Raw genomic sequence first — 20,179 nt, forward strand, 5'->3', positions numbered from 1 at the left:
GATCCGTTCGGACCAGCTCCCGCTCCTGCTCAGCCTGCTCGATCAGGCCGCGCTCGCGCTCGAACGCATCGCGCTCGAATCAGAGATGAGCACGATCACCCAGCTCCAGGAGCGCGATCGCCTGCGCGCCGCCCTGCTCTCCTCGGTCAGCCACGATCTGCGCACGCCGCTCACCACGATCCTGGGCATGCTCGCCGAAATGGAGCCTCTGTCGGAAGAGCAATCCGGCCAGCTCACCGCCGCCCGCAGCGAGGCCGAGCGCCTTCACCGCTTCGTCGCCAATCTGCTCGACATGGTCCGCATCGAAGCCGGCGCGCTCCACCAGTCGATCGAGCCGGTCGATCTTGCCGAAGCCGTCGCCGCCGCCGTCCACGATCTGCGCCGCGTGCTCGGCGATCGCCGGATCGTGCTCGACGTCTCCCCCGAGCTGCCGCTGGTCTCGGTCGATCCCCAGCTTTTCCACCATTGCCTCATCAACCTGATCGAGAACGCCGCCAAATATGGCGATCCCGGCGCCCCGATCACCGTCGCCGCGCGCCGGCAACTGGGCGGCATGACGCTGGAGGTGCTCGACGAAGGCCCCGGCCTGCCCGCCGGCGAGGAGACCCGCATCTTCGAGACCTTCGCTCGGATCGAGGGATCGGACCGCAAGGGCGGCACCGGCCTGGGTCTCGCCATCGTCAAGGGCTTTGCCGAGGCGATGGGGCTCAGCGTCTCCGCCGCGAACCGCGCCGATCGGAGTGGCGCCGGCTTCACGATCCGCTTCCCCGAGGCCCGGCTGATAAAGGGAATTGCCGCCCAATGAGCAACACCCCCAAGCTGCTGGTGGTCGACGACGAACCGGCGATCCGCCGTCTGCTCAACACCGGCCTCACCCGCGCCGGCTATCGCGTGGTCGAAGCCGCCACCGCGCGCGACGCGCTGAGCGCGCTCCATATCGACAAGCCCGATGCGGTGCTGCTCGATCTCGGCCTGCCCGATCGCGACGGGCTGGAGCTGGTGCCGCTCATCAAGGCCGCCGGCCCCGCGCTGCTGGTCGTCTCCGCCCGCGACGCGACCGAGCAGAAGGTCACCGCGCTCGATCTCGGCGCCGACGATTATGTCACCAAGCCCTTCGATACCGAGGAAGTGCTTGCCCGCGTCCGCACCGCGCTGCGCCACCGCCTTTCCGCCGAGAGCGATGCCCCGGTCGTCCGCATGGGCGATGTCGAGATCGACCTGTCGAACCGGATGGTGCGCAAGGCCGGCGAGGAAGTGCACCTGACGCCCAAGGAGTTCGGCTTCCTGGCGGAGCTCGCCAAGCATCCCGGCCGCGTGGTGACGCACCCGCAGCTTCTCCGCGCCGTCTGGGGAGCGGGCCACGAGACCGACGTCGAATATCTCCGCGTAGCCGCCCGCGGCGTGCGCATGAAGCTGGAGGGCAACGCCACCCAGCCCTCCTCGATCCGCAACGAGCCCGGTGTCGGCTACCGCCTGATGGTCTAGCCGGTTGCACGCCGGGGGAAACCGGTTACCATAGCCTCCGGACCAGGGCGCAAAGCCCGGCAACAGGAGAGGCGAACATGCAGCGCAGGGATGTGATGAAGGGTCTTGCCGCGGGTGCCGCGGCGGCGTCGATGGTCGACGCGGTCAATGCGGCGAAGGCGGGCCGCAAGCGCTATGTCCAGGTCGGCGTCGGCAGCCGGGCGCGGATGTACCAGCAGGCGCTCTGGGGTCCGCACAAGGCGCATGGCGAACTGGTCGCCGCCTGCGACGTCAATCCCGGCCGGCTCGACTATCTCGGCAAGCGCGCGATCGAGGCCGGCGCGAAGGCCCCCAAACCCTATCTAGCCGCCGATTTCGACAGGATGCTCGCCGAGCAGAAGCCCGACGCAGTGATCGTCACCGTGCCCGATGCCTATCATGTCGATTACATCGTCAGGGCGCTCGACGCGGGTTGCGACGTCATCACCGAAAAGCCGATGACCACCCATGCCGACAAGGCGCAGCGCATCCTCGACGCGGTCAAGCGCAATAACCGCCATATCCGCGTGACCTTCAACTACCGCTATTCGCCGTTCCGCAGCCAGGTGAAGGAGCTGCTGATGTCGGGCGAGATCGGCGACGTGCTGTCGGTCGATTTCCACTGGCTGCTCAACACCGTCCACGGCGCCGATTATTTCCGCCGCTGGCATTCGAACAAGGCGATCAGCGGCGGCCTGATGGTCCACAAGGCCACCCACCATTTCGATCTGGTCAACTGGTGGCTCTCGGACATGCCGGTCACCGTCAACGCGGTGGGCAAGCGCGAATTCTACACCCCCGCCATGGCCCGCCGCTTCGGGCTGGAAGGGCCACACCAGCGCTGCCACACCTGCCCCGAAAAGGCCAAGTGCAGCTTCTATTTCAATCTCGCCGCCGATCCGGGACTGAAGGCGCTGTTCCTCGATAACGAGAAGTACGACGGCTATTTCCGCGACCAGTGCGTCTGGCGCCCCGAGATCAGCATCGAGGACACGATGAACGTCATCGTCGGCTATTCGGGGGGCACCACCCTCAGCTACAGCCTCAACGCCTTCAACGCCTGGGAGGGCTATCACGTCGCCTTCAACGGCACCAAGGGCCGGCTGGAGCACAGCGTGGTCGAGCAGGGCGGCGTGGCCGGCTCCGCGAGCCTGCGCGACGAGGACCGCATCACCACCCGGATCGTGCCGATGCGCGGCGAGCCCCGGGACATCGAGCCCGCGACCGGCGCGGGCGGCCATGGCGGCGGTGATGGCGTGATGCTCGCCGACATCTTCGATCCCGCCGCGCCCAGGGACTCGCTGCTCCGCGCGGCGGACGAACGCGGCGGCGCCGCGTCCTGCCTGATCGGCATCGCCGCCGACAAATGCTTCGAGACCGGCCAGCCGGTGCGGATCGACAGCCTGGTGACCGGGCTCGACTGGCCCGATCTGCCCAAGATGCCCAATCACAAGGATTCGGTGCCGATGCCGCCACGCACCGATCCGGCATGACGGTCCTTCGCGACGGTGTCGCAGATGCTGGGAATCACTCCCAAAGTCTGTACTCCGCCGCGAAGCACCCTATATCGCGAGCCATGACACTCGCCCTCTTCCAGATCGATCCGCGCGACGCCGTCGCCACCGCGCTCCGTGACCTCGCCGCCGGCGAGACCCATCTCGGCGTGACGCTTTCGGCGGACGTGCCGAAGGGCCACAAGGTCGCGACTCGGCAGATCAAGGCAGGCGAGCCCGTGCTCAAGTTCGGCTTCCCGATCGGCCGCGCGACGCACGACATCGCGCCGGGCGAGCATGTCCACACCCACAATGTCTCGACCGCCCTCGAAACCAGCGGCAGCTATGCCTATAGCCCGCATCTCGATGCGGCCGGCCCCGCCGAGGGGCCGAGCTTCCTCGGCTATAGGCGCTCCGACGGCCGCGTCGGCACTCGCAACGAGATCTGGGTGATCCCCACGGTCGGCTGTGTCGGCCGCACCGCGCAGAAGATCGCCGAGCGCGCCGCCAGGCTCTACGAAGGCCGCGTCGATGGCGTCCACGCCTTCGCCCATCCCTTCGGCTGCTCGCAGCTCGGCGACGATCTGGGCGGCACCACCAGGATACTGACCGCGCTCGCCAACCATCCCAATGCCGGCGGCGTGCTGATCGTCGGCCTGGGCTGCGAATCGAACCAGATGAGCAAGATGCTGCCCGGCATCCTCAATCCCAATATCCGCACGATCGGCGCGCAGCTCGCCGGCGACGAGGTCGAGGAAGGGCTGGCACTGGTCGAGGAGCTGGTCGCCGAGGCCGAAAAGGCCGTTCGCGCCCCTGCCCCCCTGTCGGAACTCGTGCTCGGCGTGAAGTGCGGCGGCTCGGATGGCTTCTCCGGCCTTACCGCCAATCCGCTGGTCGGCCGCATGAGCGATGCCGTCACCGCGGCGGGCGGCACCGCGATCCTCACCGAGATCCCCGAGATCTTCGGCGCCGAGCAGCTCCTGATGGAACGCGCGCAGGACGAGCAGGTGTTCGAAGGGATCGTGGACCTGGTCAACGACTTCAAGGCATATTTCACCCGCCACGGCGAGCCGGTCTCGGAGAACCCCTCCCCCGGCAACATCGCCGGCGGCATCACCACGCTGGAGGAAAAGTCGCTCGGCGCGGTGCAGAAGGCCGGCCACGCCACGGTGACCGACGTGCTCCATTATGGCGAGCGCGTCCGCCAGCGCGGCCTCACCCTGCTCGAAGCCCCCGGCAACGACGCCGTCTCCTCGACCGCGCTCGCCGCCGCCGGCGCCACCGCGATCCTGTTCACCACCGGCCGCGGCACGCCGCTCGGCTTCCCGGTGCCGACGATCAAGATCGCCTCGAACAGCGACCTCGCGGCACGCAAGCCCGGCTGGATCGACTTCAATGCCGGCCAGGTGCTCGACGAAGGCATGGACGCGGCTGCGGATTCGCTCCTCGGCACCATCGCCGAGATCGCCTCGGGCAAGCAGACCGCCGCCGAACGCAACGGCGAACGCGAGATCGCGATCTGGAAGCGCGGCGTCACGCTGTAGGGGAGAGAGGAACCGTCCTCTCCTCCGTCACCGTCACCCCGGCCGAAGTGCCGGGGTCTACTCCTCCGCGAGCGAGCCCCTCACGCCTCCAGCGGCTCTCCCAGCATCCCGGTGGACCCCGGCACTTCGGCCGGGGTGACGAATGGTGGTACTCCCAACACCCCGCACCAAATCGACAAATCCATGCTGCGCTGCGGCAGTCCGCATTTCCCCGGCATTGATGCGTCAACCCTGTCCGGGCTACCCAGTATGCGGGGATTGACCGGGGTGGGATCGATGGCCGAGTTCTTTATCTTCGTTTACGCCATGACGGCGATGTTCGTGCTCCAGGCGATGCGGCGCAACCAGCGCGAGCAGCGCTCCAATCCGCAGATGGTGACGATGGTCGGCTGGGGCCTGTTCTCGCTTTCCTCGACGCTCGCGGTGCTGATGGGCGCGGTCGGGTTGGCGCTGGTGCTGGGCATGCACATGCAGCTCCCCGCCGGTTTCGACTCGCCGTTCCTCTAGGGCCATGCCGCTTTACGAAATCGGCGGCCGCAAGCCCCTTATCGCTGAAGACGCCTGGGTCGCGCCCAGCGCGGACCTGATCGGCGACGTCCATCTGGCGGCGCTCGCCAGCGTCTGGTTCGGCGCCGTGATCCGCGCCGACAACACGCCGATCCTGGTCGGCGCGCGCAGCAATATCCAGGACGGGGCGATGCTCCATTCCGATCCCGGCGCGCCCTGCACCGTCGGCGAGGACGTTACCGTCGGCCATCACGCGATCCTGCACGGCTGCGCCATCGGCAACCGCACGCTGATCGGCATGGGCGTGACGATCCTCAATCGCGCGGTGATCGGCGAGGATTGCCTGGTCGGCGCCGGCGCGCTCGTCACCGAGGGCAAGGAATTTCCCGCCGGCCACCTCATCGTAGGCAGCCCCGCCAAGGCGATCCGCCCGCTCGACGACATGCAGAAGGCGATGCTCAAGGCATCCGCCGCGCTCTATGCCGCCAAGCAGCGCGACTATGCGACAGGGCTCAAGCCCGCCGACTGATCCTGAAAGAAGCAGGCGATCGTGCTGTCAGGCAGTCGCGCGGGCTTCAGCGTCTCCACGTCCAGGCAGCACCAGCGCGAGCGCACTTCGGTCAGCGTCTCGCCGCCCCGCCGGATGATCGTCTCGTAGAATGCGCTCTCGCGCTTCACTCGCTCCAGCACCACTTCGGCGCGCAGCGCATCACCCAGGAAGGCGGGCTTGCGATAGGTGATCTCATGCCGCACCGCGACCCAGCAATGCGCCGCCACCGCCTCGGCCGGGGCCAGATGCTGCCAATGGCTGGTCACCGCGGCCTGCACCCAGCGCAGATAGCTGGCATTGTTCACATGCCCCATCGCGTCGATGTCCGTGGGATCGATGGCGATCGAATAATGATATTCTATGCTGCGAACCATTGTCCCTCGCCGAATTCCGGTCTGCCGCGCCGCTCGCGCCCGCTACGCGCATGTATCCCATCCATTCGCGCGGCCAGGTACAGTGCAGCCTCCGCGAGCAATCGAGTCGCCAGCGCCTCGTAATAGCTGCACGCTTCCGCAATGTCTCCGGCGCTCACGACCAGCTCGCTGCCCACGGCGACGCGGCGAAGCCCCGTGGGCCCCAGCCAGCCGGTGGTGAGCATCGCCCCGCCGCGCACGTCACCGCGCCGGACGGTCCCGCCGCAATGGAACAGGCACTCCCGCGTCCTCCCGAACGCCCGCAGCCGCGCCTGGTCGCCGTCGTCCAGCGCCATCGCGGCGCGCAGGCTGCCGAGCCGGTTGGCGCTATTGTCCTGCCGCTGCGGCAGGATGACGCCGCAACTCCGCGCGATCTCGCCGATCAGGACGTTGAGGAAGCGATCGAGCTCGCACAGCCCGTTGCCGATCACCTTCGCCCGATAGCGCCCCTCGACCGTGGATCGGCCCGAACCCAGGAATCGCGCCCCGCGGCGCAGCGTCGCATGTGCATCGGCCAGCGCGGGCGTCAGCGGAAAGGCGGCGACGTTCAGCCCTTCGATCCGGCACGCGCGGCGATCGCCGCCTCGACCGCACGCAGGCCATCGGCGCTCGCCACCGCCAGGTCGAGCGGACGCCCGCCCAGCGCCTCGTCGAACGTGTTGAGGAATGCGGTGGCTTCCTCGCGCCCCAGCTTCAGGAATGCCAGCGTCGCCACCTGCCCCTGGCGCACCGCGCTATCGGCCGGAAGCCGCGCGGTGGTGAACTTCTTGCGGAAGAACTTGGCCTTGGGCGGATCGCCTTCGGTCGACCCTTCGGTCGTTTCGGCTTGAGGCGTTTCGTCCGTCATCAGCAGGCCGCCTGTTGGAAAGATATCGGGGTGCGGTCCAAGCGAAATCTCCCTGGTGTAAGCGGGAGCACGTTGGGCTCTCAGCCGATGGCGCCTACGAACGGGAACTGCCAGCGGTGCGCCGACCCTAGCGGCGCGCAACCGCAAATGCCAGCACCGCCTTGGCCTCCGCCACATTACTGGACAGCAATTCCAGTTGCGCTATGAAACCAATATGGCTCTTCCAGCGCTCTTCGATCGCTTGCGGCTTCCCGTCATCGGCTCGCCGCTGTTCATCATCTCGGTGCCCGATCTGGTCATCGCCCAGTGCAAGGCGGGGATCGTCGGCTCCTTTCCGGCGCTCAATGCGCGGCCGCAGAGCCAGCTCGACGAATGGCTCCACCGAATCACCGAAGAGCTCGCCGCCTGGGACCGCGACCATCCGGATACCCCTTCCGCCCCCTTCGCGGTCAACCAGATCGTCCATCGCTCGAACGAGCGGCTGGAAGCGGACGTCGCGACCTGCGCCAAGTGGAAGGTGCCGATCGTCATCACCTCGCTCGGCGCCCGGCCCGAGCTCAACGACGCGGTGCATGGCTGGGGCGGCATCACCCTCCACGACGTGATCGACGACAAGTTCGCGCACAAGGCGGTCGAGAAGGGCGCCGACGGCCTCATCCTGGTCGCAGCCGGCGCCGGCGGCCATGCCGGGCGGCTCAATCCCTTCCCCTTCGTCCAGGAAGTGCGGGGCTGGTTCGACGGACCGCTGATCCTCTCGGGCGCCATCGCCACCGGGCGCTCGATCCTGGCGGCGCAGGTGCTGGGCGCCGATCTCGCCTATATCGGCTCGCCCTTCATCGCCACCGACGAGGCCAATGCGGTGGCGGCCTATAAGCAGGGCATCGTCGCGGGCCATGCCGCCGACATCGTCTATTCGAACCTGTTCACCGGCGTACACGGCAATTATCTGCGCCAGTCGATCGAGGCCGCCGGGCTCGATCCCGATAATCTCCCCGAAAGCGATCCCAGCGCGATGAACTTCGGCGGGGCCAAGGCGTGGAAGGAGATCTGGGGATCGGGCCAGGGCATCGGCGCGGTGACGGCGGTGCAGCCCGCCGCAGCGTTGATCGACCGGCTGAAGCAGGAATATGCCGCCGCCAAAACGGCGACCGCCGCGCTCTAGAACGCCCCCGCGAGCCGTTCCATCATCCGGCGCGCCGGGCTGCTCGCCGCATCCGGCAGGTCGAGCGACGAATCGAGCCGCGCCACGCGACGATGCAGCTCGATGCTCGCCCCGATGATCGACACCGCCTGCGCCGGCATCGCCAGCAGCAATGCCGCATCGGTCTCGGGCACCGGCCCCAGCCTGCGCGAGGGCGACAGCGCATCGTTCGCCTCCAGCTCGCCGGCATCCACCGCGCGCTGCGTCAGCAGCCAGGCGATCACATGCATCAGCCGCGTCGTCACCTTGAGCGATTCGCAGGAGAAGGCGACGCGGTTCAGCGCTTCGAGCTGGTCGCGCTCGTTGCGCCCGATCTCGTCGAAATAGGCGCGCGCCTCATCGGCCAGCAGCATCGCCTCGACATAGAGCGAGTCGACCAGTTTGCGATGGATGCGTGCCGTCCCTTGCGCGTGCATCGCGAATTGCTGCCACAGCAGGGCCGCCAACGAAATGCTTAAAATGAGCCGGTTACGTCCCGAACCGAGAGCTCAGGCGATAATGTCGGGGATAAGCTGGTCCTCGAACATCGAAATCTCGTCGCGCAGCTTGAGCTTGCGCTTCTTGAGCCGCGCGATCTGGAGCTGGTCCGCCGATCCGGTGGCGAGCAGCGCCGCGATCGCCGCATCGAGATCGCGATGCTCGGATCGCAGTGTCTCGAGCCGCCGCTGGATCTCGCTATCGTCCATCTTCACCCCCGCCGGACACCCTTACTGCCCTAGCCCGGATCGCTCCGCAACGGACCATCGCGCCATTTCCGCGATCTATCGATAGGGAATGAATCGGAGCGAGACAGGCGCGCGAAAAGATGATCTAGTTTGGTCCCCCTACCATCCATGACGGAGGACCGCTTCCATGCAGAACGCGCATTTCTCGGCACTTACGGCCAAGCATTCGAGTCTGGACCAGCGAATCGCCACTGAGTCGCAGCGGCCCCTCCCCGATCAGATATTGCTGGCGCAATTGAAGAAACAGAAGCTGCGCGTCAAGGAGGAGTTGAGCCGCTAGGAGCGGCCATCCACAATTTTGTGCAGGCAGGCGCGGAGCCTTCCCGGTTCCGCGCTCGCCGATCCACCGGCGTCAGCGGCGCGTGATGATCGGCTTGACGTAATGCGGCGTGCGCGTGCCCTTGCCCACGGGCTTGCGCGCGAGCAGCGGATCGATCCCCTGGTCGAACGCCACGCCCACCCGTCCTTCGGCGCACCAGGCGATCCGGCCCGAGACCCACCCCACCCCGCGCACTTCCACGGCGACCGGAGTCCGGATCGGAACCGGGGTGGCATATTCAGCCATCAGCCCGCCCGACGAGAGATTGCGCACGCGCACATTCTCGATCGGATTGTCGCCGACGCGGAACTGCGCCGTCAGCAACAGGCTGTCGCGCGCGCCACTGCGCTGGCCGGTGAAATCATCGGCGGAAAGCGCGGTCAGGGAGTCTGGAGAATGCTGGTCCATCGGAGTGCTCGAAACGCAAGAATGACGTGCGCCTCAATAGACCAGCAATCCTTATCGAAACCGTTAACCGGACGCCCATTTCGGAACATTCCAAGGGCGTTGCGTCCCGATCCGGCTATTCCTCGCGCGAAACCTTCTCGTTGCGCTCGTGGCGCTCCTGCGCCTCGACCGTCATCGTCGCGATCGGACGGGCTTCGAGCCGCGCCAGCGAGATCGGCTCGCCGGTCACTTCGCAATAGCCATATTCGCCCTCTTCGATGCGGCGCAGCGCGGCGTCGATCTTCGAGATGAGCTTGCGCTGGCGATCGCGGGTGCGCAGTTCGATCGACCAGTCGGTCTCGCTCGAAGCGCGATCGGTCAGGTCGGCCTCGCGCAGCGAGTCGGACTGAAGCTGGTTGAGGGTGTCCGCGGCCTCGCGATAGATCGCGTCCTTCCAGGCCAGCAGCTTGTTGCGGAAATATTCGGCCTGCCGCGGGTTCATGAACGGCTCGTCGTTGCTCGGCCGATAGCCGTCATCGCCGTCATTAGCCGCTGGCAGAAGCTCTTTACCCGGTTCGTCGAAGCGATCCAAAACTGTAGCCATCCCCACTCTCCACACCGTCCCCCAGAGACGACGCCCCTGGAAGACCGTCTACTTGCCCGAGCGCCCTATACTTTCGCGCGAGCTGCTTAACAAGCGCATCATTTGCAGCGCTTATGGGTACAATGCCCCGTAAAATAGGGGAAATTAGCCGAAGCTGAACCGTTCCGGACAAGCCTGCCCGCAGGTGCGCCCTCCCGGCATTGGCGAATCACCCTTCCAACAACTCCCGAACTGTTCCGAAAGTACACATTAACCATCGCCCGATTGCTCCACCCCCGGAAAAGCACCCGGGAAAAAGGTTAACGCGTGCTGATCCGTCTTGCGTTTAAGGGTTGTTTCGCACTTCTCCCATATCGAGGGCGCCACAAAAGCTGCCAGTCCCGTGGGGGGGCAAGTGCCAGCGGCGAAAAGAGTGGGACAACATGTCGGTTCGCATGGCTTTGGCCAAATTATGTGCGTGCGCGTGCGGCGGCGCGCTCGTTGGAGGTAGTGGAGTCTACGTCGCCCAGCGTGTCGAGCATAAGCGCGTCGTCCACAAGGTAGCGAAGAAGCCCGTCGTGCGCCGCGCCGTGGTCCGCAAGCCGGTGCGCAAGGTCGTGACTCGCACCGTCACCCAGCCCCAGGTGGTCGTCGTCACCACCCAGGGCGCGCCGATCCCGCTGCCGCCGCCGGGCGAGTTTTCCGGAAGCTCCGGCTCCTCGGGCGCCATCATCGGCGGATCGGGCGGCGGCGGCTTCATGGGCGGCTTCTTCGCGGGCGGGTTCTTCGGCAGCTCCGGAAGCTCGAGCGGCAGCAGCACGGGCAGCAGCGGCATCACCATCGACATCTCGTCGACATCCAGTTCCAGCGGCGGCTCGACCTCCAGCTCGACGGGCGGTTCCTCGACGAGTTCGTCGACCGGGGGATCCTCGACCAGCTCGTCCACGGGCGGCTCGTCCACGGGCGGCTCGTCCACGGGCGGCTCGTCCACGTCCAGCGGCGTATCGTCTTCCACGTCGAGTTCGAGCGGCGTCTCCACCTCTTCCTCGACCTCCAGCGGCGTTTCGAGCTCGACCTCGTCCAGCTCCTCGGGTTCCACGAGCTCATCCGGTTCCACCAGCTCGTCGGGCAGTTCCTCGACGTCCTCCAGTTCCTCAGGGTCGAGCGGCCATCACGGTTCGAGCGGCTGGAGCAATTCCAGCGGCTGGAGCACGTCGAGCGGCTGGAGCACCAGCAGCGGCCATGGATCGAGCGGCCATCACGGCTCCAGCGGCGGCAGCTCGTCGGGCGGCCCCGCCCCTGTCCCCGCCCCGCCGATGGTGCTGCTGTTCGGCGGCGCCGCGGCCGCGCTCGTCGCGCGCAAGCGATTCGGCAAGAAGAAGAGCGACACGACCGAAGCCTGAGTCCTGCCCTGGAAGGCAGCGCTCAGGCGTTCAGCAGCGCCTCCTCGATCTGCGGCACGCTATGGCCGGTCAGATCCTTGCCGAGCTCGCCCGCCAGCTTCTCGCTGACCGAAACGTGATAATGCTTCCGCAGCTCGCCCAGCGTGCGCGGCGGCGCGACGACGATCAGCGATTCGAAATCCCCGGCGAGCGCACGCTTCTTGAGCAGTTCCGCAGTCTCGGCGGCGAAGCGATCCTCCTCCTGCTGGTGGAAATCGACTTCGTCCATATTGGCCGACGCCCATTGCGCGCCTGAGGTCCGCGTCCCCATCGAACCGCCGGCCAGATCGGTCGCCTGGTCGTGATGCGCCGGATTATGCTTGTCGATCAGCTTCTTCTCGACTTGCAGGTTGGGATGCACGGCATCCCCCTCGTTGCGGAAGAACAGCATCTTGCGGCCATCGACCACCGCGACCATCGCGTCATGCGGAACCTGCATCGTTCGTCTCCTCGCGCTTTTGCCTCGAAACACAAACGCCGTGATTCGGCTCAGGGTTGCGCGGCCCCCGGGGCCTCGTCATAGGCCAAGCCCATGCACGATATCCGCGCCATCCGTGAAAACCCCGAAGCCTTCGACGCCGGCCTGGCCAAACGCGGGCTCGAACCGCAATCGGCCGTCCTCCTCTCGCTCGACGAGCGCCGCCGCGCGCTGATGACCGAGCTCCAGACCGGCCAGGCCCGCCGCAACGAAGCCTCCAAGGCGATCGGCGCGGCCAAGGCCCAGAAGGACGAGGCGACCGCAGCGGCGCTGATGGCCGAGGTCTCGACGCTCAAGGAACGCCTGCCCGCGCTCGAAGCCGAGGAGAAGCAGGTCGGGGAGGCGCTCGAAGGCCAGCTCGCCTCGCTCCCCAATCTCCCGCTCGCCGATGTGCCCCAGGGCACCGACGAGCACGATAACGCGCTGGTCCACGAACGCGGCACGCAGCCTGTTTTCGGTTTCACGCCCAGGGAGCATGACGCGATCGGCCCCGCGATCGGCCTCGATTTCGAGACCGGCGCGCTGCTTTCCGGCTCGCGCTTCACCTTCGTCCGCGGCGCCGCCGCCCGGCTGCACCGCGCGCTCGGCCAGTTCATGCTCGACACGTTGACGCGCGATCACGGCTATGAGGAAGCCGTCGTCCCGCTACTGGTCCGCGACGAGGCGGTGTTCGGCACCGGCCAGCTTCCGAAATTCGCCGACGACCTGTTCAAGACCACCGACGGCCGCTGGCTGATCCCCACCGCCGAGGTGAGCCTGACCAACGCCGTGCGCGAGCAGATCCTGGCCGAGGACGTCCTGCCGATCCGCTTCGCCGCGCTCAGCCCGTGCTTCCGCTCGGAAGCCGGCGCGGCGGGCCGCGACACGCGCGGCTATATCCGCCAGCACCAGTTCGAGAAGGTCGAGATGGTCTCGATCACCGCGCCCGAGGCGTCCGAGGCCGAGCATGAGCGGATGACCGCCTGTGCCGAGGATCTCCTGACCAGGCTGGGCCTCGCCTTTCGCCGGATGAAGCTGTGCACCGGCGACATGGGCTTCACCGCCCAACGCACCTATGATCTCGAAGTCTGGCTGCCCGGCCAGAACCAGTATCGCGAGATTTCGAGCTGCTCGACCTGCGGCGACTTCCAGGCCCGCCGCATGAACGCGCGCTACCGGCCCGAGGGCGAGAAGAACACGCGCTTCGTCCACACGCTCAACGGCTCGGGCCTGGCGGTCGGCCGCACGCTGGTCGCGGTGCTGGAGAATTACCAGCAGGAGGACGGCTCGGTCGCGGTACCGGAGGTGCTCCGGTCCTATCTGGGCGGGCTCGATCGGCTGGAGCCGAAGGCGTGATGGTCCCCTCAATTCCTCCCCGGAACGGGGAGGGGGACCATCGCGCAGCGATGGTGGAGGGGCCGCCGTCGCAGACGGCGGACTGCGTCCGCCGCCCCTCCACCACCGGCCCGCGGCCGGCGGTCCCCCTCCCCGTTCCGGGGAGGAATTGAGAAATGCGCATCCTCCTCACCAATGACGACGGCTATCACGCGCGCGGCCTCGCCGTGCTCGAACGCATCGCCCGGACGATTTCCGACGACATCACCGTCGTCGCGCCCGCCGAGGAGCAGTCGGGCAAGAGTCGCTCGCTCACCCTCACCGAACCCTTCCGCGTCTCGAAGCGCGGGGAAAACCGCTACGCCGTGCGCGGCACGCCCACCGATTGCGTGATGTTCGCGCTGGCCGAAGCGATGAAGGGCTCCCCGCCCGATCTGGTCCTGTCCGGCGTCAATCGCGGCGGCAACCTGGCCGAGGACGTCAGCTATTCGGGCACCGTCTCCGCCGCGATGGAGGGCGCGCTGGCCGGCATCCGCTCGGTCGCGCTCAGCCAGCGCTATGCCCATAGCGGCATGGGCGACAAGGTGCCCTTCGACACCGCAGAAGCCTGGGGCGAACGCACGCTCAAGCCGCTGCTCGCGATCGACTGGGCGCCGCGCACGCTCATCAACATCAATTTCCCGCCGATTGAAGCCGATTCCGTGAAGGGTATCCGCGTCGTCTCGCAGGGCCTGCGCGACTATGGCCGCGTCGCCCTCGACAAGCGCACCGATCCGCGCGGCTATGACTATTACTGGCTGGCGATGGGCCGCCTGCCGCACCAGCCCCTGCCGAACACCGATCTCGAAGCGATCGAGCAGGGGTTCGTCACCGTCACGCCGCTGCATCTCGACCTGACGCACCGCGAATCGCTCGACATCCTCGCAGCCGCCTATCGGTGAGACGCATGAAGGGGGAGGAAATGACGCGGCTGGCGCTTGCCCTGGCGATGGCGATCGGGCTCGGCGCCTGCATCCCGGCCGGGTCGCCGCCCACCGGTTATGAATCCGCGCCTGCACCCGCTCGACCCAAGCCGCAGCCCCCGCAACGGCGCGAGCCTGCACAGGCACGGCCCCAGCCTTCGCGTCCGCAACAGCCTCCCGCCCAGCGGACCCCGCTGCCCGAACAGGACGTGCGCGTCCTCCCTGCCCCGCCCCAGTCCTGGGAGGCCCGCCCCGTCGCCGCCGATGCGCGCCCGGTTTCGGCGGGCACCTACCTGGCCCGGCCCGGCGACACGCTGCGCAGCATCGCCGACAAGACCGGTGCGGGCTCCGAAGCGATCGCCCGCGCCAATAATCTGGTCGCGCCCTATGTCGTTTTCCCGGGCCAGAAGCTGACGATCCCCGGCGGCCGCTATCACCTGGTCCGCGCCGGCGAGAGCGGCATCGCCATCGCCCGCGCCTATGGCATCGAATGGTCGCGCGTCATCGCCGCCAATGCGCTGGCCGAACCCTATATCCTGCGTACCGGCCAGCGGCTGCTGATCCCTTCGTCGTCGTCCTCGCCCAGCCAGAGCCGCGAGGAGCGCGCCGCTGCCTTCCATATCGATATCGACGATCTGCTGACCGGCAGCCAGCCCGCGCTCGCCCGCACGGAAAGGCCCGCCAGGCCCAGCGCCTCGCCCAGCCGCGTCCTGCCGTCCACCGCGGCGGTCGCCCCGCCGCCGCGCCTCGTCGGCCAGTTCGCCTGGCCGGTACGCGGGCAGGTGGTGAAGCGCTTCGGCGCCGGCGCCAGCGGCGAGCGCAACGACGGCATCAAGATCGCGGTGCCCCGCACGACGCCCGTGCTCGCCGCCGCCGATGGCGTCGTCGCCTATGTCGGCAGCGACGTGCCGGCGCTGGGCGGTCTCGTCATCCTGCGCCACGGCAATGGCTGGACCAGCGTCTATGGCCATGCCAGCCAGTTGCTCGTCCAGCGCGGCCAATCGGTGAAAAAGGGGCAGAAGATCGCTCTTTCGGGCAGCACCGGCTTCGCCGACCGCCCCGAACTGCATTTCGAGATCCGCAAGGGCCGCGTCCCGGTCGATCCGACCACGCAACTACCGCCACGCTGATGTTCGAGCGCCTGCTCCCGATCCTGCCAGCCTCAAATTCGATTGATTGAATCGTCCTGCTGAACTTGTTTCAGCATCCAAGCTCGCTTCAGACGATATCGCCCGTGGCACGTTGGGCCTGAAACAAGTTCAGGGCGACGTGCTAAGGCCAACGCCGGTCGAACTTCGCCTCTAGAACTGCACCTCAAGCTGCACGAGCGTCGCGTCGCCCTCCACCGGCCGCGCGGCGAAACCCATCTCGCGCTCCAGCTCGATCGCCGAGTGATTCTCGCGGCTTTCAATCGAGAGCAGCTTCTTCACGCCGCGGTCCCGGGCGATGCCCGCCAGGAATTCGAGCAGCGTCCAGCCGATCCCCTGCCCCTTGCGATCCGCCCGGATCGAGATCGCGACCTCCGCGGCGTGCATCGCCTTGTCGCAGGCGAGCATCCCCGTCGCCACCAGCTTGCCGTCGGCAAAGGCCAGGAAGCTCTCGGTCTGCCAATGATCGACATGGGTCATCGCATCGACCTGATCGCTCGAAACATGCTCGCACGCGCTGAGGAAGCGAAAGCGCCGGTCGTCCGGCGAAACCGCGTCGAACAGGTCGTGCAGCAGCGCGTCGTCGTCCGGCGTCGCCGGGCGAACCTCGATCGAAAGGCCCGAGCGCGTGGTCAGCCGGACGGGAGCGGAAAGCGATGTCATCCTGCAATCTCCTTCTGCGCGCCCCTCTAGCGCAGCCGCGAGCCGCGTCGGATTGGTAATTCCCCCAATCCCCCGTGCGCGCCCCGACTCGCTTTTTCGGCGAAAGTCCCTATGTCGCCCGCCAATCATGGCAACCAAACTCCCCGAGGCGCCCCGCGTGGGCATGGTGTCGCTCGGCTGTCCCAAGAACCTGGTCGACAGCGAGCGGATCCTCACCAAGCTCCGCTCGGACGGCTATGCGATGTCGCCCGACTATGCCGGCGCCGACGTCGTGCTGGTCAACACCTGCGGCTTCCTCGATTCAGCCAAGGAAGAGAGCCTGGAAGCGATCGGCGAGGCGATCGCCGAGAATGGCCGCGTCATCGTCACCGGCTGCATGGGCAAGGAGGCGGAGGTCATCCGCGCCCGTTTCCCCAACGTCCTCGCCGTCACCGGCGCGCATCAATATGAGGAAGTCGTCGGCGCGGTCCACGAGGCAGCGCCGATGCCGCCCAGCGCCTTTCTCAACCTGGTGCCCGAAAGCGGCCTGAAGCTCACCCCGCGCCACTACAGCTATCTGAAGATCTCCGAAGGCTGCAACCATCGCTGCGCCTTCTGCATCATCCCGAGCCTGCGTGGCGATCTGGTCAGCCGCCGCCCGGATGCGATCCTGCGCGAGGCCGAGAAGCTGGTCGAGGCGGGCACCAAGGAACTGCTGGTCATCAGCCAGGACACCTCGGCTTACGGCGTGGACATCCGCAAGCAGCCGCGCATGTGGAAGGGGCAGGAGATCGTCCCCCACATGACCGATCTCGCCCGCGAGCTCGGCAGGATCGCGCCCTGGGTCCGGCTCCACTATGTCTATCCCTACCCTCATGTCGACCAGGTCATCCCGCTGATGGCCGAGGGGCTGGTGCTCCCCTATCTCGACATCCCCTTCCAGCACGCCAGCCCCTCGGTGCTGCGCGCGATGAAGCGCCCGGCCAACGAGGCCAAGGTGCTGGAACGCCTCAAGAGCTGGCGTGCGATCGCCCCGGACATCACGATCCGCTCGACCTTCGTCGTCGGCTTCCCCGGCGAGACCGAAGACGATTTCCAATATCTCCTCGACTGGCTCGACGAAGCCCAGCTCGACCGCGTCGGGGCCTTCCGCTTCGAGCCCGTCGAGGGCGCCTCCGCCAACGACCTGCCCGGCGCCGTGCCCGAGGAAGTCAAGGAAGAGCGCTACGCCCGCATCATGGAGAAGACCGCGGCGATCTCCGCCGCCAAGCTCCAGGCCAAGATCGGCCGCACGCTGGAGGTGATTGTCGACGCGGTGGACGGCGAAGGCGCCACCGGCCGCTCCCAGGCCGACGCGCCCGAGATCGACGGCGAGGTCTTCCTGCGCGACGCCGGCCATCTCACGCAGGGCGACATCGTCAAGGTCGAGATCGAGGACGCCGACGAACATGATCTCTACGGCGTGCCGCTAGCCTGAATAATTCCTCCCCGGCACGGGGAGGGGGACCATCGCCCCTCCACCACGCCCTACGGGCGCGGTCCCCCTCCCCGTTCCGGGGAGGAATTGGGGATGTCCCCCATGCCCGCACGCCATGTCCCCCCAAAGAAGCGGCAATGGCTTCTTGCCCGACGCCCGGTAAACCTGAACAAGCGGCTGCACCGCAACCTTGTACGGGAACGCCATCACGTGCCATCGCTCCGCACCGCCTTCGCAGCCGCCCTGCTCTTCACCGCCAGCCCTGCTCTCGCCCAGCAGCTCACCCCCGAACAGACCGCCCAGGTCGACAAGATCGTCGCCGATGCACTGTCTTCGTCCGGCGTCCCCTCCGCTTCGATCGCGATCGTGCAGGGCGGCAGGATCGTCTACGCCAAGGCCTATGGCGACCAGGGACCGAACCTGAAGGGGCCGAGCGCCGACGCAAAGTACCAGATCGCATCGATCTCCAAGCAGTTCACCGCCGCCGCCCTCCTGCTGCTGGAGAACGAAGGCAAGCTCAGCCTGGACGACAAGGTCTCCAAATGGGTTCCCGACGTCACCGACGCCGGCCAGATCACGATCCGCCAGCTCCTCAGCCACACCGCCGGCATCCAGGATTACTGGCCCCAGGACTATAATTTCGCCGCGATGGAGCATCCGGTCACGCCGCAGGAGATCGTCGATCGCTGGGCGAAGAAGCCGCTCGATTTCGCCCCCGGCACCGCCTGGCAATATTCGAACACGGGCTATGTCGTCGCCGGCATGATCATCGAAAAGGCATCGGGCACGAAGCTGCTCGACTTCCTCGATGCGAAGATCTTCAAGCCGCTCGCCATGCACCCGATCGATCAGGACAAGGCGATCGGCAAGGGCTTCCCCCAAGGCACGCACCGCTTCGCGCTCGGCCCCGTCCGCTCCGCCAAGCCCGCCGCCGACGGCTGGCTCTGGGCCGCGGGCGAGCTGGCGATGTCGGCCAGCGATCTCGCGCGCTGGGACATCGCCCGGATCGATCGCGCCGTGCTCCCGCCCGAGGACTGGCAGGCGCAGGAAACCGAGATCAAGCTCACCGACGGCGCCCTCACCCATTACGGCCTGGGCGTCTCGCTCGCCGATCGCGGCGGGCATCTGGAGGTGTCGCATGGCGGCGAGGCGGTCGGCTTCCTCTCCAGCAACGTCGTGATCCCGGACCAGCGCTTCGCCGTGGTCGCGCTGGTCAATGCCGATTTCGGCGGCGCGCAGGAGGAGATCACCGATGAGGTCGCCGACCTGCTGGTCCCCGTGGATCGTGCGCCCGCCACGGCCTCCCTCGACCAGACCCGCGATGCGCTCGCCCGGAAAGTCTTCGACCAGCTCCGCGCCGGCACGCTCGACCGCTCGCTGCTCACCGAGGACGCGAACTATTATTTCGACGCCACCGCGACCGGCGACTATCGCAACAGCCTCTCCGCGCTCGGCGATCCGGTGAGCTTCGCGGCCATCGGCAAGGCCCGGCTGCGCGGCGGCTTCGTCAACCGCAACTATGTGATCCAGTACAAGGATCGCCGCCTCGTCGCGGTGACCTATGCGGAGGCCGGGGCGGACGGCAAGTTCGAGCAGTTCATCGTGATGCCGCGGTGAAGATGAAGCCCGTCGTCCTCGCCGCAGCAACCGCCTGGCTCGCGCTTTCGGGCGCCAGCGCGCCCGATCGCGCCACCGTGACGCGCGTGAACCCGATGACGGTGCAGGACGACGATTTCGCGCGCCACCGCGATCCCGCCGAATGGCGCGGGCTCGCGGTGAGCCGCATCGAGTTCCGCGAGGAACGCGCCCAATGGCGGCTCTGGCGCATCGTCAACACCCGCCACCGGACGGGACCGCTGTTCTTCGTGCCCCATGACAATGAGAATGCCGGGTTCGAAGCGGCGCTGGTGCTGGTCCGCAAATATGGCGGCACGCTGGTCGCGGTCGATTCCGGCGTCGCGCCCGATGCCGACGGGGTGCGGATGAACCGCGCGGTCGATTACGGCAAGCCGATCGACCCCAACCGCAATTTCGACAGCGCCCTGCCCGGCTATGCCCGCCGCATCCTCGCCAATCTCCACGGCGGCCCGGTCATCGCGCTCCACACCAATGCCAAGGGCTTCGAGACTGCCGATTCGAAGTGCAACAAGGGCGATCCCGAGGGCAGCGGCGTCATCTCGATCCGCTTCTGCGACGACACGCTGATCCCCAGCCCCTCGCAGCGCCGCGACTATCCGTTCGACGACGACGACACCGTCGCCTTCGCCACCTTCCTCTCCAAGGGCACGGCCAGCGACGCCTTCTGCCGCGACCAGATGGTCGGCGCCGATTACAATGTAGTGCAGGAACGCGTGCTGACCAGCGACGGCTCGCTATCCAACTATGCCGTGCTCCACCACCTCGCCTATCTCAACTTCGAGACGCTCGATCGCGGCCTCGATCCCGCCGAGCTGGCCCTGGCCCGCGACCGCCTGCTCTACATGGCCGAGCACGCGATCGCGATGTGCGCCCCGCAGGTGAAGCCGATCCGCTAGGCGTGAGGGCCCTGGAGCCGCCCCGTCACCCCGGCCGCGGTGCCGGGGTCCACTCGTCCTCCAGCGGCTCTCCCAGCATCCCGGTGGACCCCGGCACTTCGGCCGGGGTG

24 protein-coding genes are annotated in these 20,179 nt (G+C 67.4%); 14 read left to right on the forward strand and 10 right to left on the reverse strand.

Annotated features, from left to right (window positions below):
* The 6 genes from HB724_RS15470 to HB724_RS15495 form a co-directional block, all read left to right on the forward strand.
* Positions 1–805: ATP-binding protein (locus tag HB724_RS15470; RefSeq protein WP_256731552.1), on the forward strand; the 805-nt coding region annotated here is incomplete at its 5' end.
* On the forward strand, positions 802–1,485 hold the full coding sequence (locus HB724_RS15475) for a response regulator transcription factor (RefSeq protein WP_213981842.1): 684 nt from the start codon (positions 802–804) through the stop codon (positions 1,483–1,485). The genes HB724_RS15470 and HB724_RS15475, both read left to right, overlap by 4 nt.
* A 77-nt stretch (positions 1,486–1,562) precedes the next feature.
* Positions 1,563–2,996, forward strand: a complete 1,434-nt coding sequence (locus tag HB724_RS15480) for a Gfo/Idh/MocA family oxidoreductase (protein WP_213981843.1) — start codon at positions 1,563–1,565, stop codon at positions 2,994–2,996.
* Between the two features lie 83 nt (positions 2,997–3,079).
* Positions 3,080–4,540, forward strand: coding sequence for an altronate dehydratase family protein (locus HB724_RS15485; RefSeq protein ID WP_213981844.1), 1,461 nt, complete (start codon positions 3,080–3,082; stop codon positions 4,538–4,540).
* A gap of 276 nt (positions 4,541–4,816) precedes the next feature.
* Entirely contained in the window at positions 4,817–5,047 is a 231-nt protein-coding gene (locus HB724_RS15490; RefSeq protein ID WP_213981845.1) for a hypothetical protein, read from the forward strand.
* A gap of 4 nt (positions 5,048–5,051) precedes the next feature.
* On the forward strand, positions 5,052–5,576 hold the full coding sequence (locus HB724_RS15495; protein ID WP_213981846.1) for a gamma carbonic anhydrase family protein: 525 nt from the start codon (positions 5,052–5,054) through the stop codon (positions 5,574–5,576).
* On the opposite strand, the gene HB724_RS15500 is transcribed toward HB724_RS15495, so the two are convergent.
* The 3 genes from HB724_RS15500 to HB724_RS15510 form a co-directional block, all read right to left on the reverse strand.
* Positions 5,546–5,971 carry a thioesterase family protein gene (locus tag HB724_RS15500; protein ID WP_213981847.1) on the reverse strand — a complete coding sequence of 142 codons (426 nt, stop codon included), beginning with the start codon at positions 5,969–5,971 and terminating at the stop codon, positions 5,546–5,548. The genes HB724_RS15495 and HB724_RS15500 overlap by 31 nt on opposite strands.
* The gene (locus HB724_RS15505; protein WP_213981848.1) at positions 5,956–6,441 is read right to left on the reverse strand and encodes a hypothetical protein; all 486 of its coding nucleotides are present in this window, start codon (positions 6,439–6,441) and stop codon (positions 5,956–5,958) included. The genes HB724_RS15500 and HB724_RS15505 overlap by 16 nt, the downstream gene beginning before the upstream one ends.
* 116 nt (positions 6,442–6,557) lie before the next feature.
* Positions 6,558–6,857, reverse strand: a complete 300-nt coding sequence (locus tag HB724_RS15510; protein WP_213981849.1) for an antitoxin Xre/MbcA/ParS toxin-binding domain-containing protein — start codon at positions 6,855–6,857, stop codon at positions 6,558–6,560.
* A gap of 214 nt (positions 6,858–7,071) precedes the next feature.
* Between HB724_RS15510 and HB724_RS15515 the strand changes: the two genes are divergently transcribed.
* A complete protein-coding gene (locus HB724_RS15515; protein ID WP_213981850.1) occupies positions 7,072–8,019 on the forward strand; it encodes a nitronate monooxygenase family protein in 948 nt (315 codons plus the stop codon).
* On the opposite strand, the gene HB724_RS15520 is transcribed toward HB724_RS15515, so the two are convergent.
* Both HB724_RS15520 and HB724_RS15525 read right to left on the reverse strand, forming a co-directional pair.
* Positions 8,016–8,474: a DUF1465 family protein gene (locus tag HB724_RS15520; RefSeq protein ID WP_213981881.1), complete on the reverse strand. Its 459-nt coding sequence runs from the start codon at positions 8,472–8,474 to the stop codon at positions 8,016–8,018. The two genes, HB724_RS15515 and HB724_RS15520, sit on opposite strands and share 4 nt — an antisense overlap.
* Positions 8,475–8,546: 72 nt before the next feature.
* On the reverse strand, positions 8,547–8,744 hold the full coding sequence (locus HB724_RS15525) for a DUF465 domain-containing protein (protein ID WP_213981851.1): 198 nt from the start codon (positions 8,742–8,744) through the stop codon (positions 8,547–8,549).
* Positions 8,745–8,910: 166 nt separating this feature from the next.
* Between HB724_RS15525 and HB724_RS15530 the strand changes: the two genes are divergently transcribed.
* Positions 8,911–9,063, forward strand: coding sequence for a YdcH family protein (locus HB724_RS15530; protein ID WP_213981852.1), 153 nt, complete (start codon positions 8,911–8,913; stop codon positions 9,061–9,063).
* Positions 9,064–9,135: 72 nt separating this feature from the next.
* Here HB724_RS15530 and HB724_RS15535 read toward each other — a convergent pair whose 3' ends face one another.
* The 4 genes from HB724_RS15535 to HB724_RS15550 all read right to left on the reverse strand — a co-directional run bounded on the left by HB724_RS15535 (position 9,136) and on the right by HB724_RS15550 (position 11,953).
* On the reverse strand, positions 9,136–9,510 hold the full coding sequence (locus HB724_RS15535; RefSeq protein WP_213981853.1) for a PilZ domain-containing protein: 375 nt from the start codon (positions 9,508–9,510) through the stop codon (positions 9,136–9,138).
* Between the two features lie 115 nt (positions 9,511–9,625).
* The gene (gene dksA / locus HB724_RS15540) at positions 9,626–10,093 is read right to left on the reverse strand and encodes an RNA polymerase-binding protein DksA (protein ID WP_213981854.1); all 468 of its coding nucleotides are present in this window, start codon (positions 10,091–10,093) and stop codon (positions 9,626–9,628) included.
* A gap of 496 nt (positions 10,094–10,589) precedes the next feature.
* On the reverse strand, positions 10,590–11,171 hold the full coding sequence (locus HB724_RS15545; RefSeq protein ID WP_346344742.1) for a hypothetical protein: 582 nt from the start codon (positions 11,169–11,171) through the stop codon (positions 10,590–10,592).
* Positions 11,172–11,497: 326 nt separating this feature from the next.
* A complete protein-coding gene (locus HB724_RS15550) occupies positions 11,498–11,953 on the reverse strand; it encodes a host attachment family protein (protein ID WP_213981855.1) in 456 nt (151 codons plus the stop codon).
* Between the two features lie 93 nt (positions 11,954–12,046).
* On the opposite strand from HB724_RS15550, the gene serS reads away from it, so the two are divergent.
* From serS to HB724_RS15565, 3 genes are all read left to right on the forward strand, one after another.
* Positions 12,047–13,327: a serine--tRNA ligase gene (gene serS / locus HB724_RS15555; RefSeq protein ID WP_213981856.1), complete on the forward strand. Its 1,281-nt coding sequence runs from the start codon at positions 12,047–12,049 to the stop codon at positions 13,325–13,327.
* Positions 13,328–13,482: 155 nt separating this feature from the next.
* Positions 13,483–14,247: a 5'/3'-nucleotidase SurE gene (gene surE / locus HB724_RS15560; protein WP_213981857.1), complete on the forward strand. Its 765-nt coding sequence runs from the start codon at positions 13,483–13,485 to the stop codon at positions 14,245–14,247.
* A 5-nt stretch (positions 14,248–14,252) separates the two neighbouring features.
* Complete coding sequence (locus HB724_RS15565; protein WP_256731553.1) at positions 14,253–15,398, forward strand: M23 family metallopeptidase; 1,146 nt, start codon at positions 14,253–14,255, stop codon at positions 15,396–15,398.
* A gap of 171 nt (positions 15,399–15,569) precedes the next feature.
* Here HB724_RS15565 and HB724_RS15570 read toward each other — a convergent pair whose 3' ends face one another.
* Positions 15,570–16,079: a GNAT family N-acetyltransferase gene (locus HB724_RS15570; protein ID WP_213981858.1), complete on the reverse strand. Its 510-nt coding sequence runs from the start codon at positions 16,077–16,079 to the stop codon at positions 15,570–15,572.
* A gap of 127 nt (positions 16,080–16,206) precedes the next feature.
* Between HB724_RS15570 and rimO the strand changes: the two genes are divergently transcribed.
* The 3 genes from rimO to HB724_RS15585 all read left to right on the forward strand — a co-directional run bounded on the left by rimO (position 16,207) and on the right by HB724_RS15585 (position 20,069).
* A complete protein-coding gene (gene rimO / locus HB724_RS15575; protein ID WP_213981859.1) occupies positions 16,207–17,535 on the forward strand; it encodes a 30S ribosomal protein S12 methylthiotransferase RimO in 1,329 nt (442 codons plus the stop codon).
* A gap of 210 nt (positions 17,536–17,745) precedes the next feature.
* Positions 17,746–19,152, forward strand: a complete 1,407-nt coding sequence (locus tag HB724_RS15580; RefSeq protein ID WP_346344743.1) for a serine hydrolase domain-containing protein — start codon at positions 17,746–17,748, stop codon at positions 19,150–19,152.
* 2 nt (positions 19,153–19,154) lie between these two features.
* Positions 19,155–20,069 (forward strand): hypothetical protein, encoded by a 915-nt coding sequence (locus tag HB724_RS15585; protein WP_213981861.1) that lies wholly within the window; start codon positions 19,155–19,157, stop codon positions 20,067–20,069.
* The last annotated feature ends 110 nt before the right edge of the window (positions 20,070–20,179 follow it).

The sequence above is a fragment of the Sphingomonas sp. dw_22 genome (assembly GCF_018449795.1).
In the GTDB taxonomy this organism is placed as follows: domain Bacteria; phylum Pseudomonadota; class Alphaproteobacteria; order Sphingomonadales; family Sphingomonadaceae; genus Sphingomonas.